Origin of the sequence: Streptomyces sp. NPDC051913 (genome assembly GCF_044593635.1) — a bacterium.
Lineage (GTDB): Bacteria > Actinomycetota > Actinomycetes > Streptomycetales > Streptomycetaceae > Streptomyces.
Genome location: NZ_JBIUCI010000002.1, coordinates 245,826 through 262,581, shown reverse-complemented (window position 1 = coordinate 262,581; position 16,756 = coordinate 245,826). Strand labels below are relative to the sequence as shown.

Genomic DNA, 16,756 nt, shown 5'->3' with positions numbered 1-16,756 from the left:
CGGCCCTTGGTGTCCGTGACGGTCAGATACTGGAGTTGAAACCGGAGTCCGACTGCCCGCCGGACGGCAGCAGCCTGTTCAGCAGGTGCCGGTCGATCTCACCGGAGTCGTCCAGGGCGACGTCGCCCCAGTCGGGGACCTCCGTGGCCAGCGGCGGGGTCACCGCTCCTAACTCGTCCAGAAGTGCGCCGGACGCCTCTCCGCCGTTCGTCATTGCGGTCTCCTTCGCCGGTCCGTGCATCGCGCCGGTCGGATCGTCACCGAGTGGAATTCGCACTGAGCAGTCGCGAGGTGGCTCGTCGTCACCACTCCCCCATCATCGTGGCCGCTTCCGGTCGGACACAAGGGCGGTAAAGGTACCTTACGAGCCAGCTTCTCCATGGCAAGAGTCAATTCCGGTCAGCATGGGGCGGGTTGCGAACAGGACGCGGCCCCGCGCGAGGTGCCTCAGCGCCTCCCGCGGGGCCCGGGCGGGTGGTTACTCCACGCCCCCGTTCGGCGGCTTCGCCGCCGACCCCGCCCCCGCCTTCTCCCCCTGCGCCAGCCGGCTGTGCGAGCGGCCGTACAGGAAGTACACGACGAAGCCGAGGACCATCCAGATCGCGAACCGCAGCCAGGTCTCCGTCGGCAGGTTGAGCATCAGCCACAGGGAGGCGAGGACCGACAGGATCGGGAGGACCGGGACCCACGGGGTGCGGAAGGAACGGGGCAGGTCGGGGCGGGTGCGGCGGAGGATGATGACGCCGATCGCGACGACCACGAACGCGAACAGGGTGCCGATGTTGACCAGTTCGGCGAGTTCGCTGAGCGGGGTGAAGCCGGCGACGATCGCGATGATCACGCCGAGCAGGATGGTCGGGCGGTGCGGGGTCTTGAAGCGGGGGTGGACCTGGGAGAAGAAGCGGGGCAGCAGACCGTCGCGGCTCATGGCGAAGAAGACGCGGGTCTGGCCCAGCAGGAGGATCATGCAGACCGTGGTCAGGCCGACCGCCGCGCCGAAGCTGATGAAGCCCGCGTACCAGGGGTGCCCGATGGCCTTGAAGGCGTCGGCGAGGGGGGCCGTGACGGACAGTTCGGTGTAGTGCTGCATGCCGGTGACGACGATCGACACGGCTACGTAGAGCGTCGTGCAGATCAGGAGCGAGCCGAGGATGCCTCGGGGCATGTCCCGTTGCGGGTTCTTGGTCTCCTCGGCCGCCGTCGCCACGACGTCGAAGCCGATGAAGGCGAAGAACACCACGGACGCCGCCGTGAAGATGCCCATGACGCCGAAGTTGGAGGGCGCCCAGCCGAACATCAGCTGGATGAGCGGCGCCTGGAGGTCACCGCCCGCTTCCACCGGCTGGGACTTGGGGATGAACGGGTCGTAGTTGTCGCCCTTGATGAAGAAGGCGCCCGCGATGATCACGACGAGGACGACCGTCACCTTGATGGCCACGACGATCGACGTCACACGCGCGGACAGCTTCGTGCCCAGGACCAGGATGCCGGTCAGGACCAGGACGAGGGCGGCGGCGAGGATGTCGAAGCCGAAGCCGTCGGCGCCGTCCCGGCCGCTGAGCGCCTCCGGCAGATGCCAGCCCGCGTTGTCCAGGAGCGAGGCGATGTACCCGGACCAGCCGACGGCGACCACCGCCGTGCCGAGCGCGAACTCCAGGACCAGGTCCCAGCCGATGATCCAGGCGGGCAGTTCCCCGAGGGAGGCGTACGAGAAGGTGTACGCCGAGCCGGCCACCGGGACGGTGGAGGCGAACTCGGCATAGCAGAGCGCGGCGAGCGCGCAGACGACGCCGGCGACGACGAAGGCCAGGGCGACCGCCGGTCCCGCGTTGTTCTTGGCGACCGTTCCGGTCAGGACGAAGATGCCGGTGCCGATGATGACGCCGACGCCGAAGACGGTCAGATCCAGCGCGGAGAGGGATTTCTTCAGCGCGTGCTCTGGCTCCTCGGTATCGAGGATGGACTGCTCGACTCTCTTCGTCCGGAAGAGTGTGCTGCTCACGGGCGTACCTCCCACGCTGTGTCGTCCTCGACATGATCGAGAGGGGGCGTACTGCGTATGCCCCGGCGCGTGGGGATTCACGCAAATGGGCCGGTCCTACCACCCTTCGCGGTGGTACGACCGGCCCATTCAGGCGTGTCAGTCGCGCGCGGGCTCCGGCTCCTCGGCCGCCGCCGCGCTGCTGTACTTCCCGTCCAGTTTGGAGACCAGACCGGTGACCTGCCGGGCGATGTCCGGCGCGGTCAGCCCGATCTCCGCCATCACCTCGGCGCGCGAGGCGTGGTCGAGGAAGCGGGGCGGGATGCCGAAGTCGCGCAGGGGCACGTCGACGCCGGCGTCGCGCAGGGCCTGGGCGACCGCGGAGCCGACACCGCCGACGCGGGAGTTGTCCTCGACGGTGACGACCACGCGGTGCCGTTCGGCGAGCGGGGCCATCGCCTCGTCCACCGGCTTGACCCAGCGCGGGTCGACGACGGTGGTGGTGATGCCCTGCTTGTCGAGGAGCGAGGCGATCTCCAGGCACATGGGGGCGAGGGCGCCCACGGAGACCAGGAGCACGTCCGGGGTGTCGGCGCCGGGCTCGCGCAGCACGTCCATGCCGCCGACGCGTCCCACGGCGGGTACCGCGGGGCCCACGGCGCCCTTCGAGAACCGTACGACCGTCGGTGCGTCGTCGACCTGGACGGCCTCGCGGAGCTGCGCGCGCACCTGGTCGGCGTCGCGCGGGGCGGCGAGGCGCAGGCCCGGGACGACCTGGAGGATCGACATGTCCCACATGCCGTTGTGGGAGGCCCCGTCGGTACCGGTGACACCGGCCCGGTCCAGCACGAAGGTCACGCCGCACTTGTGCAGGGCGACGTCCATGAGGACCTGGTCGAAGGCACGGTTGAGGAAGGTGGCGTAGACGGCGAAGACGGGGTGCAGTCCGCCGGTCGCCAGGCCCGCGGCCGACACCGCGCCGTGCTGCTCGGCGATGCCGACGTCGTAGATACGGTCCGGGAAGGTGTCCGCGAACTTCTTCAGGCCGACCGGCTGGAGCATCGCCGCGGTGATGGCCACGATGTCCTGGCGCTCGTTGCCGAGCCGCACCATCTCGTCGCCGAAGACGGAGGTCCAGTCGGCGCCCGAGGCCTTGACCGGCAGGCCGGTGTCGGGGTGGATCGGGCCGATGCCGTGGAAGCGGTCGGCCTCGTCCTGGAGGGCGGGCTGGTAGCCGCGGCCCTTCTCGGTGAGGACGTGGACGATGACCGGGCCCCCGAAGCGCTTGGCGCGGGCCAGCGCGGACTCCATGGCCTCGATGTCGTGGCCGTCGATGGGGCCGACGTACTTCAGGCCGAGGTCCTCGAACATGCCCTGCGGGGCGATGAAGTCCTTGAGGCCCTTCTTGGCGCCGTGGAGGGTCTCGTAGAGCGGCTTGCCGACGACCGGGGTGCGCTCCAGGAGGTCCTTGCCGCGGGCCAGGAAGCGCTCGTAGCCGTCCGTGGTGCGCAGGGTCGCGAGGTGGTTGGCGAGGCCGCCGATGGTCGGCGCGTAGGAGCGCTCGTTGTCGTTGACGACGATGACCAGCGGGCGGTCCTTGGCGTCGGCGATGTTGTTCAGCGCCTCCCAGGCCATACCGCCGGTGAGGGCGCCGTCACCGATCACGGCGACCACGTGGTCGTCGCGCTGCTGGATCTGGTTGGCCTTCGCGAGGCCGTCGGCCCAGCCGAGGACCGTGGACGCGTGGCTGTTCTCGATGACGTCGTGCTCGGACTCGGCCTGCGAGGGGTAGCCGGACAGGCCGCCCTTCATCTTCAGCTTGGAGAAGTCCTGGCGGCCGGTGAGCAGCTTGTGGACGTAAGACTGGTGTCCGGTGTCCCAGAGCACCTTGTCCTTCGGTGAGTCGAAGACACGGTGCAGGGCGATGGTGAGCTCGACCACGCCGAGGTTCGGGCCGAGGTGGCCGCCGGTCTTGGAGACGGCGTCGACGAGGAAGGTCCGGATCTCCTCCGCCAGCTGGTCCAGCTGCTCCAGGCTGAGCCGGTCCAGATCACGCGGTCCCCTGATGCGGGTCAGCAGCGGCACCCGTGCCTCCTTGCAGTAGAGCTGTTGCCGGGCTTGTCGAGTCTAATGTTCCGCCTTTGCGGACGGCGCCCGGGAGGTGCGTCATACATCACGCGATCGGCTGTACCCACGATCCGTCGTTCGTACGACATGAGAACGGCCCGGCGCTGAGTTCTCAGCGCCGGGCCGTTCTCGGACGTGCTAGCCGCGACCCGCGGCCTTCTGGGACTTGCGCGACACCGAGTCGATGACCACGGCGCCGAGCAGGACGCCACCGGTGATCATGTACTGGATCGACGTGTTCATGTTCAGCAGGTCGAGACCGGTCTGGATGGACTGGATGACCAGCATGCCGAGCAGGGCCGACCACACGTTGCCGCGACCGCCGAACAGCGACGTACCACCGATGACGGCCGCCGCGATGGCGAGCATCAGCGTGTTGCCGCCACCGGCGTTCAGCGTCGCCGACGCCGTCTGACCGGCGAAGAACATACCGCCGATGGCCGCGAAGCCACCGGAGATCGCGAAGACGCTGATCCGGACCATCGGAACGTTGATACCGGCACGGCGGGCCGCCTCGATGCCGCCGCCGACCGCGAAGACCTTGCGGCCGTACGTCGTACGACGCAGCACGAAGTCCACGATCACCAGCGAGGCGAGGAAGATCACCAGCGCGTTGGAGACACCGGCGGCGTTGTTCAGCACGACCGCGGCGGCGAAGGCCGCGACCGCGAGCGCTCCGACGCGGATCAGGATCTCGCTGGTCGGCCGGAAGGGCACACCCGCGGCCTTGCGGCGGCGCTGGTCCATCAGGGAGCCGATCAGCATGGACGCGACGGCGAGGCCGGCCAGGAGGTAGGCGCCCACGATGGCCTGGTCCATGAAGAACGAGCTCTGGCCGAGCAACTGGATCGGGCCGCTGTCGGACGGGATGTTGATCGTGCCGCTGTCGCCGAGCAGCCACAGCATCAGACCGTTCCAGCCGAGGAAGCCGGCCAGGGTCACGACGAACGCCGGGACACCGATCTTGGCGAAGAACCAGCCGTGCAGGGCGCCGATGGCGATACCGGTCAGCACCGCGAGGATCAGGGCCAGCCACTGGCCCATGCCGTGGTTGACCACGAACACCGCGAAGATCGTGGACGCCAGACCGCTGACCGAGCCGACCGACAGGTCGATCTCACCGAGCAGCAGCACGAACACCAGGCCGATGGAGAGCATGCCGGTGGCGGCCATGAAGTAGCTGATGTTGGACAGGTTGTCCGCGCTCAGGAACAGGTCGTTCTTCAGCTGGAAGATCGTCCAGATGACGATGAGGCCGACGACGACCGGCAGCGAGCCCAGCTCGCCGCCCTTGACCTTGCGCTTGAACTCGGTCCAGTAGCCCTTGAGACCCTCTTCACGGATCAGCAGGCGCGGGTCGACGACGGTGACCGGAGCGGCCGTGGGGTCGTCGGCGGGGGCCACGGTGGACTGGTCCGCCACGACGCCGTCCGTCTTCTCTACCTTCGACGTGTCGCTCACTTTGCCGCCTCCGTGCTGCGACGCCCCGCACGACGGGTCACGGCGTTGTCCGTGGCGCCCGTGATGGCGGCGATGATCTCTTCGTGGGTGGTGTCCTTCACGGAGAAGGAACCGTTGTTCTTACCCAGGCGCAGCACGGCGACGGTGTCGGCGACAGCCTTCACGTCGGCCATGTTGTGGCTGATGAGGATGACGCCGAGGTTGCGCTCGCGCAGCCGCTCGACGAGGTCGAGGACCTGCGCGGTCTGCTCGACGCCGAGCGCGGCGGTGGGCTCGTCCAGGATGACGACCTTGGGGTCACCGATCAGGGCGCGCGCGATGGCGACGACCTGACGCTGACCACCGGAGAGGCTCGCGATCGGGATGCGGACGCTCGGGATGCGGATGGAGAGCGTGGACAGCAGCTCGCGGGCCTTCTGCTCCATCGTGACCTCGTCGATGACGCCGCGGTGCAGCAGCTCGCGTCCGAGGTAGAGGTTGCCGACGACATCGAGGTTGTCGCACAGCGCGAGGTCCTGGTAGACCGTCGCGACGCCGAGTCCCTGGGCGTCGTGCGGCTTGTTGATGCTGACCGGCTTGCCGTCCCACTCGATGACGCCCTCATCGATGGGGTGGACACCGGCGATCGTCTTGACCAGCGTGGACTTTCCTGCGCCGTTGTCGCCGACCAGGGCGACCACTTCTCCGGCGTGGACCTCCAGCTCGACGTCGGTGAGTGCCTGCACCGCACCGAATCGCTTGGAGACTCCGCGCAACGCCAGCACGGGCGTAGCGGACACGTGAACCATCTCCTTCGCCGCCTGACCGGCGGGGATGCCGCGCTTGGGGTAGGCGCGGAGGGTTGTGCTCAGAGCACGATTACCAGATGAACTTGCGCGCAGCCCGGCCGAGTTGGCAACGGGCGCGTAAGCGATGCTTTCCGTCCGGCGCCCGCCCCGCAGCGGGGTATGTGGGCGGGGCGGGCGCCGGAGGGGCTGGGTACCTGCCGACGGGGCGTGCCGCGACTCCGGCACGCCCCCGAAGGCGGGTGGTTACTGCAGACCGGCCTTCTTGCACGCGGCGGCGTAGGCCGAGGTGCAGATCTGGTCGACGGTGTACAGCTTGTCCTTGATCACCGTGTCCTTGATGTTGTCGACGGTGACGGAGACCGGGGTCAGCAGCTGCGACGGGACCTTGTTGCCGGAGCCGTTGGTCATGGTCGTGGTGGCGAGGTCGTCGATGCTCTTGCCCTCGACCAGGTTGACCGCGAGCTGGGCGGCGGCGTCGGCCTCGGGCTTGAAGGCCTTGTAGACCGTGCTGGACTGGGTGCCGGCGACGATGCGCTGGATACCGGCGAGCTCGGCGTCCTGGCCCGTCAGCGGGATACCGGAGATGCCGGAGCCCTTGAGGGTGTTGGCGATACCGCCGGCCATGCCGTCGTTGGCGGCGTAGACGCCCGCGATGTTCTTGGCGCCCAGCTGGGTGATGGCCGCCTTCATCTTCTGCGCGGCGACCGAGTCCTTCCACAGGCCGGACTGCTCGTAGGCGATCTTGACCTTGCCGTCGAGGACGCTGTGGGCGCCCTTCTTGAACAGCGCGGCGTTCGGGTCGGCGTCGTCACCGTTGATCATGACGACGTTGGCCTTGGGGGTCGCCTTGGAGCCGAGCGAGTCGAGCAGGGCCTGGCCCTGGAGCTGGCCGACCTTCTCGTTGTCGAAGGAGACGTACGCGGAGACCGGGCCCTGGGCCAGACGGTCGTACGCGATGACCTTGACGCCCTTCTTGACCGCGGCCTCGATCGAGGACTTGATGGCGGCCGAGTCCTGGGCGGAGACCGCGATGACCTTGACGCCCTTGGTGACCATGGTGCTGACCTGCTGGGCCTGCTTGGCGGCGTCGGCTCCGGCGTTGGCGTAGGAGACGGTGCAGTCGCTGCACAGCTCCTTGACCTTGGCCTCGAACAGCGGCTTGTCGAACTGCTCGTAGCGCGTGGTGACGCTGTCGGGCAGGAGCAGGCCGATCGACTTGTTGCCCGAGCCGGCGCTGCTGCCGCTGTCGGAGTCGTTGTCGTCGCCGGCCTTGCCGCACGCGGCGGCCGTGAGGGCGAGGGCCGAGACCAGAACGGGTACAGCCGCACGACGCATAAGCGTGTTCACTTCAGAAACCTCCCTGACGAGGCCGCGTCGTTGCGGCCGAGGTGGCTGGAAGTCAACTCGGCCACACGTGCGACGTCAAGAAGTAAATACTTAACGGGTTGGCAACGGCGGGTTTCGTTCTCTAAGTGAAGGCAGGAGCCGCTGAGTGCAGCGTGCCGTCCAAAAGGGTCGAATCGCCCATCTCGCTGAGTGCGAGGGCGAGCGCTCCGAGGACCTCCGCACGGCCTCCAAGTGCCCCGGGGAGAACGGTGAGTTGACGTGCCGCGCTGGGAATGGCGTAGCGGCTGACGGACTCCCTTATGGGGCCAAGGACCAGCTCGCCGGCCTCCGCGAGATCACCGCCGAGGACCACCCTGCTCGGGTTCAGGAGATTGCAGAGATTGGCGACTCCACTGCCGATGTGTCGGCCGACGTCGGCGATCACCCGACGGCAGCCAGGATCTCCGTCCCTGGCCAGCCGCACGACGCCTTCCATCGTCAGATCCGTGCCGTGACTGGACTGGAGCAGCGGCAGCACATAGCGCGCGGCCGCGAAGGTCTCCAGGCAGCCCCGGTTTCCACAGCGGCAGACCGGGCCGGATTCATCAAGAGTAATATGCCCGATTTCTCCCGCTGTGCCACCCGGGCCCCGGTAGATCTTGCCGTTGATGACCAGGCCTGCGCCCACACCGCTGGCGACCTTGATGTACGCCAGGTCCCTGACGCCCCTGCCGCTGCCCCAGACCATCTCGCCGAGGGCGCCCAGGTTGGCGTCGTTGTCGACGTGCACGGGGACGCCCAGACGGCCTCCCAGCTCCTCGGCGGGCTTGGTGCCGATCCAGCCCGGCAGGATCGCGGAGGAGCCCAGGGAGCCGGATTCCAGGTCGATCGGGCCGGGAACGCCGAGACCCACTCCGGCGATCTTCGAGCGGTCCACGCCGGTTGCCTCGATCAGGCGGTTGACCAGCTCTTCCGCCCGGTCGAAGCCCTGCGTGGAGGAGGCGTCCACATCCAGTGGCTCGGACTCCTCGGCCAGTACCTGGTGGGCCAGGTTGCCCACCGCCACCCTCAGGTGCGTATGGCCGAAGTCGACGCCGATCACGATGCCGGCGTCGCCGCTGAGCGAGACGCTGCGGGCCCTGCGGCCACCGGCCGACGTGGGCGTGACCTCGACGGTTCCGCCGTCCTTCAGCTCCCGGACGATGTTGGAGACGGTGGCCGCGGACAGACCCGTGGTCCGTGCGATCTCCGCCTGGGTGAGCGACCCGGCCAGCCGGACGGCCCGGACGACCCGTTCCAGGTTGGCTCGGTGCAGCGACGACTGCGACCCCGGAGTCTCCACGACGACCTCCTGCGCGCGGGACCGCATCGACGAGGCCCCGTTCATGTCCAACTAGTGAACTCTAAGCTGAGCCGTTCGGGTCGCCTCCCGTCAAGAGGTTGAACAGTATCCGGGACTCCGCGCACGCCTTTGCGCACCGTCACCAGGGGCGGGGACGGTGCGCTCACGGGCGCTCTCGGAGCGCTACTTCAAGGTCGCGGACGTAAGGCCCGCCTGCACCTGGCGCTGGAAGGACAGATAGACGACCAGCATCGGGATCATCGCGATGGTCACCCCCGCGAAGAGCACCGGGAGGTCGGAGGCGTACCCCTGTTGCTGCTGGAGCTGGATGAGCCCCTGGGTGAGGACGTAGCGCTCGGGATCGTCACCGCTCTGTGGCTGCATGAGGACCGTCGGCAGGATGAACTGGTTCCACTGGCCGAGGGTGTTGAAGATGCCGACGCTGACCAGTCCGGGCTTCGCCATCGGCAGCATCACCTGGAAGAAGGTGCGGCTGTGCGAGGCCCCGTCGAGGATCGCCGCCTCGAAGACCGCCGTGGGCAGGGTCCGGAAGAAGGCGTGCATGAAGAAGACGGTGAACGGCATCGAGTAGGCGACGTACACCAGGATCAGGCCCTGGTAGGTGTTCAGCATGTCCAGCCGTTTGACCATGAAGAACAGCGGGACCAGGGCCAGGAACACCGGGAACATCGCGCCGGCCACGAAGAAGTAGTACAGGAAACGGTTGCCCCAGAACTCGTAGCGGGCCAGCACGTAGGCCGCCATCGAGCCGAACAGCATCGTCAGCGGTACCGAGAAGACCAGCACGATGACGGTGTTCAGGAAGTAGTCGCCGATCCCCTTGTCCCAGGCCCGGCCGAAGACGTCCAGCGACCAGTTCTGCGGCCAGCCGAACGCCGAGCCGCCGATCTGGCCGTCGGTCTTGAAAGAGCTCAGGACCAGCCAGAGCAGGGGCAGGATGATCAGCAGGGCCCACAGGGCGAGGAAGCCGTGCGAGAAGACGTTCAGCACGACGCCTTCGCTGCGGTCGTCGCCGGGGCGGACCGGGGTCTTGGCCACGGGGCGCCGCACGGGGGCGTCCGCGGTCTCCTTGATGGGGGCGCTCATCGTCGTATCTCTCCCGCTCAGAACTCGACGCGGTCGCGGCGGGTGGCACGCAGCATGACCACGGACAGGACCAGGGTGAGCAGCAGCATGACGACGCCCATCGCGCAGGCGTATCCGCTCTTGCCGAAGTACTGGAAGTTGCGCATCATCACGGTCGACATCACGTCGCTCTTGTGATCGGGACCGCCGCCGTAGGCGCCCATGTTCTGGGTCATCGAGGAGACGAGGACGAACATGTCCATCGCGACGATGCCCAGGTACACCCAGGCGGTCTGCACGCTCTCCCAGAGCAGCGGCAGGGTGATGCGGAAGAAGGACTGGTTGCGGCCGGCGCCGTCGATCAGGGCGGCCTCGTAGATGTCCCTGGGGATGGACTGCATGGCGGCCGAGAACAGCACCAGATAGAAGCCGACGCCGTGCCAGACCACGGCGATCATCAGCATCCACAGCACCAGGTTCGGCTCGTTCAGCCATTCCATCGGATTCTGGGCGTCGACCAGTCCGAGTTTGATCAGGAAGCCGTTGAGGAGACCGCCGCCGTCACTGCGGTACACCGCGTTGAAGAGGACGGCGACGATCGCCAGTGACAGCACCTGCGGAAAGAAGTAGACGATTTTGTAGAACGAGGATCCGGCGACCCCCGAGACCCCGCCGGCCCGGCTGCGTCCGCCCGCGTTCAGCATGAACGCGAAGAACAGGGCGAGCAGGATCGTGATGGCCGGGATGAAGATCAGGAACAGGATGTTGTGCCAGATGGCCTGCATGAAGACGTCGTCGTCGAAGAGCGCCTTGTAGTTGTCCAGGCCGACGAACTTGAAGGTCTGCGACTGTCCCTTCCAGTCGGTCAGCGAATAGCCGAACGTCTGGATGTACGGCCAGATCACGAAGATCAGATAGAGCGCCACGGGGACGAACAGAAATCCCGCGACGAACCTGTACTGCCCTTTGCGCATTGGCGTTCCCTGCCCCTGGTGTCCTCCCCCGGGCCGGAGCGGCTCCGGCCCGGGAAACGGCGTTGGTCAGTCCCGGAGGTTCAGTCCCGGTGGTTCTTCTTGGAGTTCGGGTCCTTGGCCTGCTTGTCGACCGCGGCCTGGGCGCGCTTCAGCCATTCCTTGGGCTGGATGCGCTTGGCCATCAGCTCGTTGGACGCGGCCTCGATGGCCGCCCCCATCTCGCTGTACCAGTCGACGTACAGGTAGCGGAAGGTGTTGTCACCGGCCGCCTTGGACGCCTCCACCGTGGACTGGGTCCCCGGGCGCAGCTGGACACCGCTGTCGACGCCGTCCTTGAGGATGGTCAGCGAGTTCGCCTCCTTGGCGAACTGCGTGGACCACTCCTTGGAGAGCATGCGGCGCATGAACTCCTTGGCCCCGGCGAGGTTCTTCGCCTTCACCGGGATGATGAAGGGCTCGCCGGCGCCGGCCCGGATCGCCTCGAAGGGCAGCTTGCTGTCGGGCAGCAGCGGCATCGGCAGGAACTTCATGTCGAAGTCCGCCGGCGTCGTCTTGAGCTGCTCGTTCTCCAGCCAGGAGCCGCTGGTGATGAACGCGGCCTTGTACTGGTTCCAGCGGGTCTGCGACTCGGTGTGGGTCAGGCCGTTGGTGCCGGGCATCAACAGGCCCTTCTCCACGACCTCGTAGATCGCCTCGACGCCCGCCTGGGCCGCGTCGGAGCCGACGAACGCCTTGGGGTCGAGGTTGTCGATCGCCTTCATGGCGTCCAGGCCGCCGGTCTTGGCGATCAGGTCCATGATGGCGACGTTGATGTAGTACGGGTACTTGCCCTGGTGGGCGAGGCCGCCGATGCCCTGCTTCTTGGCGTCCGTGCAGATGGCGAGGAAGTCGTCCCAGGTCTTGGGCGCCTCCCAGCCCTTCTCCTTGAAGAGCTTGCCCGAGTACCACAGGCCCCAGACCGTGTAGATGTAGTTGAGGGCGACGACCTTGCCCTCGAAGGTGCCCGGGTCGAGGGTGCCGGTGATGAGGGTGTCGCGGACCTTCTTGGAGGGGTCGTCGACCGACGGGGCGTCCAGCACCTCGGCGAGATCGAGGAGCTGGCCGTTCTTGTTGAGGACGTCGACCTTGATCTGCTGGGCGCCGGAGTCGTCCACGATGTCCGGCGGGTTGCCCGCGTTGAAGCGGGGCTGGAGCTTGCCGGTGATCTCCTGGGTGCCGGTGTGGGTGGAGGTGATGCCGAGCTTCTTCTGGAAGTCGGCCTCCCACACCTTGGCGTAGTTGTCGCCGTAGCCGCCCTTGAAGATGACGACGTCGAGCTTGCTGCCCTTCTCGGCGCCGAAGGGGTTCTCCTTGGTCGTCTTGCCCTTGGGGGTGTCGTTGCCGGAGTCGTCGTCCCCGCCACCGCTGGCGCACGCGGACAGGAAACTCATCGTGGGTACGGTGATCAGACCGAGTGCGGCGGACCGCTTGATCACATCACGGCGGCCGACGGAGCCTTTGTCGTTCTCGGCGGAAGTGGATCCCATGCTCAAGTCCTCGCCTTCTCCAGGACTCAGGCGGTGAACCGGATCCTCGCCGGCACCGCGATCGGGTCACGCTGGGTCGTGCAGGAAGTGCGAACGTGCGGTTGAACGGATCGGTGAATCGCCGACAGGTATAGTCCACTTCCCGCCAGCGGAGCAAGATCGAATGCAAGGTTGGCCATGGGTCTTTTCCGAGTTGAGACCTCCCGGAAATATGTGCGGCCTGTGTGCCGGCGGACGGAAATATGCCCGCCATTACCCCCGAATGCCACACCCAACACCCTTGACATCACTGCACACTTGGGCCCCTACTGATCCTTGCGCATCGAAGCTGACAACGTTGTCCGCGATGGCAGGGAGGCACTGCTGCATGTGGCTCAGGACTCGGCACAGACATGGTCCGGCGGTCGTCCTGACGGCCGCCTTCGCGTTGGCGGTGGCCTCCCAGGGGGCCGCGGTCGCCCTGCCGGAGGCGCCCGCCGCCGACCGGGAGTTCGCGTCCTCCTTCGAGACGGACGACCCCGCGCCCGACTGGCTGAGCACCCCCGAGCGCGCCTCGGGCGTCGACGGCGGCTACAGCAGCGGCATCCCCGGCACTGTCACCGACCATGTCACGGACGTCCGCGCGAGCGCCGAGAACACGGCCGGCGGCGAGGTGAAGGAGAACCTGGCGGACGGCGAGGCCGGCACCAAGTGGCTGACCTTCGCTCCCACCGGATGGGCCGAGTTCGACCTGGACAAGCCCTATCGAATCGCCACATATGCCCTCACCTCGGCCAACGACTACGCCGAGCGTGACCCCAAGGACTGGACGCTCCAGGGCTCGACGGACGGCAAGGACTGGAAGACCCTCGACACCCGCACCGGCGAGACGTTCGACGAACGGTTCCGGACAAAGTCGTACGACATCGCGGAGCCGGCCGAGTACCAGCACTTCCGCCTCGACGTGAGCGCGAACAACGGCGCCGAGCGCATCCTCCAGCTCGCCGACGTGCAGCTCTCCACGGGCGGCGGCGGTGGCCCGGTCCCCGCGGACATGCTGTCGCTGGTCGACCGCGGCCCGGGCGGCTCGCCGACCGCGAAGGCACGCGCCGGGTTCACCGGCAAGCGGGCGCTGCGGTACGCCGGACGGCACACGGCGGACGGGCGGGCGTACTCGTACAACAAGGTCTACGACGTGGATCTCGCCGTCGGCCGGAACACCCGGCTGTCCTATCGCGTCTTCCCGGCGATGGCGGACGGCGACCGGGACTACGACGCCACGAACGTGGCGGTCGACCTGGCCTTCACCGACGGCACGTACCTGAGCGACCTCGGGGCGAGGGACCAGCACGGGTTCGGGCTGTCCCCGCGGGACCAGGGGGCCGCGAAGGTGCTGTACGTCAACCAGTGGAACAGCGTGGCCTCGCGGATCGGCACGGTGGCGGCCGGGAAGACGGTGGACCGGATCCTGGTGGCCTACGACTCCCCGCGCGGCCCGGCGCGATTCCGTGGCTGGCTGGACGACGTACGGATCGAGACCGTCGCGCCGGAGAAGCCGAAGGCGCATCTGTCCGACTACGCGCTGACGACCCGCGGCACCAACTCCAGCAGCGGCTTCTCGCGCGGCAACAACTTCCCGGCGACGGCCGTTCCGCATGGCTTCAACTTCTGGACGCCGGTGACCAACGCGGGCTCGCTGAGCTGGCTGTACGACTACGCGCGGGCCAACAACGACGACAACCTGCCGACGATCCAGGCGTTCAGCGCCAGCCATGAGCCGAGCCCCTGGATGGGCGACCGGCAGACGTTCCAGGTGATGCCGTCGGCGGCCTCCGGCGTCCCAGGCACCGGGCGGGAGGCACGGGAGCTGGCCTTCCGGCACGAGAACGAGACCGCGCGGCCCTACTACTACGGCGTCCGGTTCGAGAACGGCGTGAAGGCGGAGATGGCGCCGACCGACCACGCGGCGATGCTCCGCTTCAGCTACCCGGGCGACGACGCGAGCGTCCTGTTCGACAACGTGACGGATCAGGCGGGGCTGACCCTCGACAAGGCGGCGGGGGTGATCACCGGCTACTCGGACGTGAAGTCCGGGCTGTCCACGGGGGCGACGCGGCTCTTCGTCTACGGGGTCTTCGACCGGCCGGTGACGGAGGGGGCCTCGGAGGGGGTCAAGGGCTACCTCCGCTTCGACGCCCCGACGGTCACCCTGCGCCTGGCGACCTCGCTGATCAGCCTCGACCAGGCGAAGGACAACCTGCGCCAGGAGATCCCGGACGGCACCGGCTTCGACACCGTACGGGGCCGCGCCCAGCGCCAGTGGGACCGGCTGCTCGGCAAGGTCGAGGTCGAGGGAGCGACACCCGACCAGCTGACGACCCTCTACTCCAGTCTGTACCGGCTGTATCTGTATCCCAACTCCGGCTTCGAGAAGGTGGGTTCGGAGTACAAGTACGCGTCCCCCTTCTCCCCCATGCCCGGCCCCGACACCCCGACGCACACCGGCGCGAAGATCGTCGACGGCAAGGTGTACGTCAACAACGGTTTCTGGGACACCTACCGGACCACCTGGCCGGCGTACTCACTGCTGACGCCGGGTCAGGCCGGTGAGCTGGTGGACGGGTTCGTGCAGCAGTACAAGGACGGCGGCTGGACCTCGCGCTGGTCCTCCCCCGGCTACGCCGACCTGATGACCGGCACCTCCTCGGACGTCGCCTTCGCCGACGCCTATGTCAAGGGCGTCGACTTCGACGCCGGGGCGGCGTACGACGCGGCCGTGAAGAACGCGACGGTCGTCCCGCCGATGTCGGGCGTGGGCCGCAAGGGCATGGAGACCTCCCCCTTCCGCGGCTACACGAGCACCGAGACCCACGAGGGCCTGTCCTGGGCGCTGGAGGGCTACCTCAACGACTACGGCATCGCGCGGATGGGGCGGGCGCTGTACGAGAAGACGGGTGAGAAGCGGTACGCGGAGGAGTCCGCGTACTTCCTCAACCGGGCCCGGGAGTACGTGAACCTGTTCGACCCGAAGGCGGGCTTCTTCCAGGGCCGGAACCTGGCCGGTGACTGGCGGGTGGAGTCCTCCGCGTACGACCCGCGGGTCTGGGGGTACGACTACACCGAGACCAACGGCTGGGGATACGCGTTCACCGCCCCGCAGGACTCCCGCGGCCTCGCCAACCTGTACGGCGGCCGGGCCGGGTTGGCGGAGAAGCTCGACACGTACTTCGCCACACCGGAGACCGCCTCCCCCGACCTCGTCGGCTCCTACGGCGGGGTCATCCACGAGATGACCGAGGCCCGGGATGTACGGATGGGCATGTACGGGCACTCCAACCAGGTCGCCCACCACGTGAACTACATGTACGACGCGGCAGGTCAGCCGTGGAAGACACAGCGAGGCGTCCGCGAGGTGCTGTCCCGGCTGTACGTCGGCAGCGAGATCGGGCAGGGCTATCACGGCGACGAGGACAACGGCGAGCAGTCGGCCTGGTACCTGTTCTCCGCACTGGGCTTCTATCCGCTGGTGATGGGGAGCGGTGAGTACGCCGTCGGTTCCCCCCTGTTCACCAAGGCGACCGTGCATCTGGAGAACGGCGAGGAGCTGGTCGTCCGGGCACCGAAGAACAGCTCCCGCAATGTGTACGTCCAGGGGCTGAAGGTCAACGGCCGTTCCTGGAGGTCGACTTCACTGCCCCACTCGCTGCTCGCGAAGGGCGCGGTGCTGGACTTCGACATGGGTCCGCGGCCGTCGGCCTGGGGTGCCGGTTCGGCGCCCGTGTCGATCACGCAGGACGACGAGGTGCCGAGCCCGCGCGGTGACGTACTGAAGGGTGCGGGGGCGTTGTTCGACGACACCTCGGCGACGGAGGCCTCCGTGACCACGGTGGATCTTCCGGTGTCCGGGCCGGCCAAGGGTGTTCAGTACACGGTGACTTCGGCCGGGGACCGCGCGAAGGCGCCGACGGGCTGGACGCTCCAGGGATCGGCGGACGACGGGAGCACCTGGGAGACCCTCGACCGGCGCTTTGGGGAGTCGTTCGCGTGGGACCGGCAGACACGGGCGTTCACCGTGGGGTCTCCGGGTACGTACGGGAGGTACCGCCTGGTGATCGACGGCGAGGCGGTGGTCTCGGAACTCGAACTGCTCGGCTGAGCAGGGGTGA

At 67.8% G+C, this 16,756-nt stretch carries 11 protein-coding genes; 1 reads left to right on the top strand and 10 read right to left on the bottom strand.

What is annotated here, in order from left to right; translation table 11 throughout:
• Positions 1 to 22: 22 nt before the first annotated feature.
• From ACIHIX_RS06495 to ngcE, 10 genes are all read right to left on the bottom strand, one after another.
• On the bottom strand, positions 23 to 214 hold the full coding sequence (locus tag ACIHIX_RS06495) for a hypothetical protein (RefSeq protein ID WP_329333608.1): 192 nt from the start codon (positions 212 to 214) through the stop codon (positions 23 to 25).
• 264 nt (positions 215 to 478) lie between these two features.
• A complete protein-coding gene (locus ACIHIX_RS06490; RefSeq protein WP_399950614.1) occupies positions 479 to 2,002 on the bottom strand; it encodes an amino acid permease in 1,524 nt (507 codons plus the stop codon).
• Positions 2,003 to 2,140: 138 nt separating this feature from the next.
• Positions 2,141 to 4,066: a 1-deoxy-D-xylulose-5-phosphate synthase gene (dxs, locus tag ACIHIX_RS06485; protein ID WP_399950611.1), complete on the bottom strand. Its 1,926-nt coding sequence runs from the start codon at positions 4,064 to 4,066 to the stop codon at positions 2,141 to 2,143.
• A gap of 180 nt (positions 4,067 to 4,246) precedes the next feature.
• Positions 4,247 to 5,569: a sugar ABC transporter permease gene (locus ACIHIX_RS06480; RefSeq protein WP_399950608.1), complete on the bottom strand. Its 1,323-nt coding sequence runs from the start codon at positions 5,567 to 5,569 to the stop codon at positions 4,247 to 4,249.
• Complete coding sequence (locus ACIHIX_RS06475; protein WP_194080635.1) at positions 5,566 to 6,357, bottom strand: ATP-binding cassette domain-containing protein; 792 nt, start codon at positions 6,355 to 6,357, stop codon at positions 5,566 to 5,568. Before ACIHIX_RS06475 ends, ACIHIX_RS06480 begins: the two co-directional genes overlap by 4 nt.
• A gap of 243 nt (positions 6,358 to 6,600) precedes the next feature.
• A complete protein-coding gene (locus ACIHIX_RS06470) occupies positions 6,601 to 7,692 on the bottom strand; it encodes a sugar ABC transporter substrate-binding protein (RefSeq protein WP_399951921.1) in 1,092 nt (363 codons plus the stop codon).
• A gap of 133 nt (positions 7,693 to 7,825) precedes the next feature.
• Positions 7,826 to 9,025, bottom strand: coding sequence for an ROK family transcriptional regulator (locus ACIHIX_RS06465; RefSeq protein ID WP_399951918.1), 1,200 nt, complete (start codon positions 9,023 to 9,025; stop codon positions 7,826 to 7,828).
• Positions 9,026 to 9,208: 183 nt separating this feature from the next.
• The gene (locus ACIHIX_RS06460; RefSeq protein ID WP_329333617.1) at positions 9,209 to 10,132 is read right to left on the bottom strand and encodes a carbohydrate ABC transporter permease; all 924 of its coding nucleotides are present in this window, start codon (positions 10,130 to 10,132) and stop codon (positions 9,209 to 9,211) included.
• 17 nt (positions 10,133 to 10,149) lie between these two features.
• On the bottom strand, positions 10,150 to 11,085 hold the full coding sequence (locus tag ACIHIX_RS06455) for a carbohydrate ABC transporter permease (RefSeq protein ID WP_399950603.1): 936 nt from the start codon (positions 11,083 to 11,085) through the stop codon (positions 10,150 to 10,152).
• Positions 11,086 to 11,165: 80 nt separating this feature from the next.
• Positions 11,166 to 12,611, bottom strand: a complete 1,446-nt coding sequence (gene ngcE / locus ACIHIX_RS06450; RefSeq protein WP_399950600.1) for an N-acetylglucosamine/diacetylchitobiose ABC transporter substrate-binding protein — start codon at positions 12,609 to 12,611, stop codon at positions 11,166 to 11,168.
• A 367-nt stretch (positions 12,612 to 12,978) separates the two neighbouring features.
• Here ngcE and ACIHIX_RS06445 point away from each other — a divergent pair, with 367 nt between their 5' ends.
• On the top strand, positions 12,979 to 16,746 hold the full coding sequence (locus ACIHIX_RS06445) for a GH92 family glycosyl hydrolase (protein ID WP_399950597.1): 3,768 nt from the start codon (positions 12,979 to 12,981) through the stop codon (positions 16,744 to 16,746).
• Positions 16,747 to 16,756 lie beyond the last annotated feature (10 nt).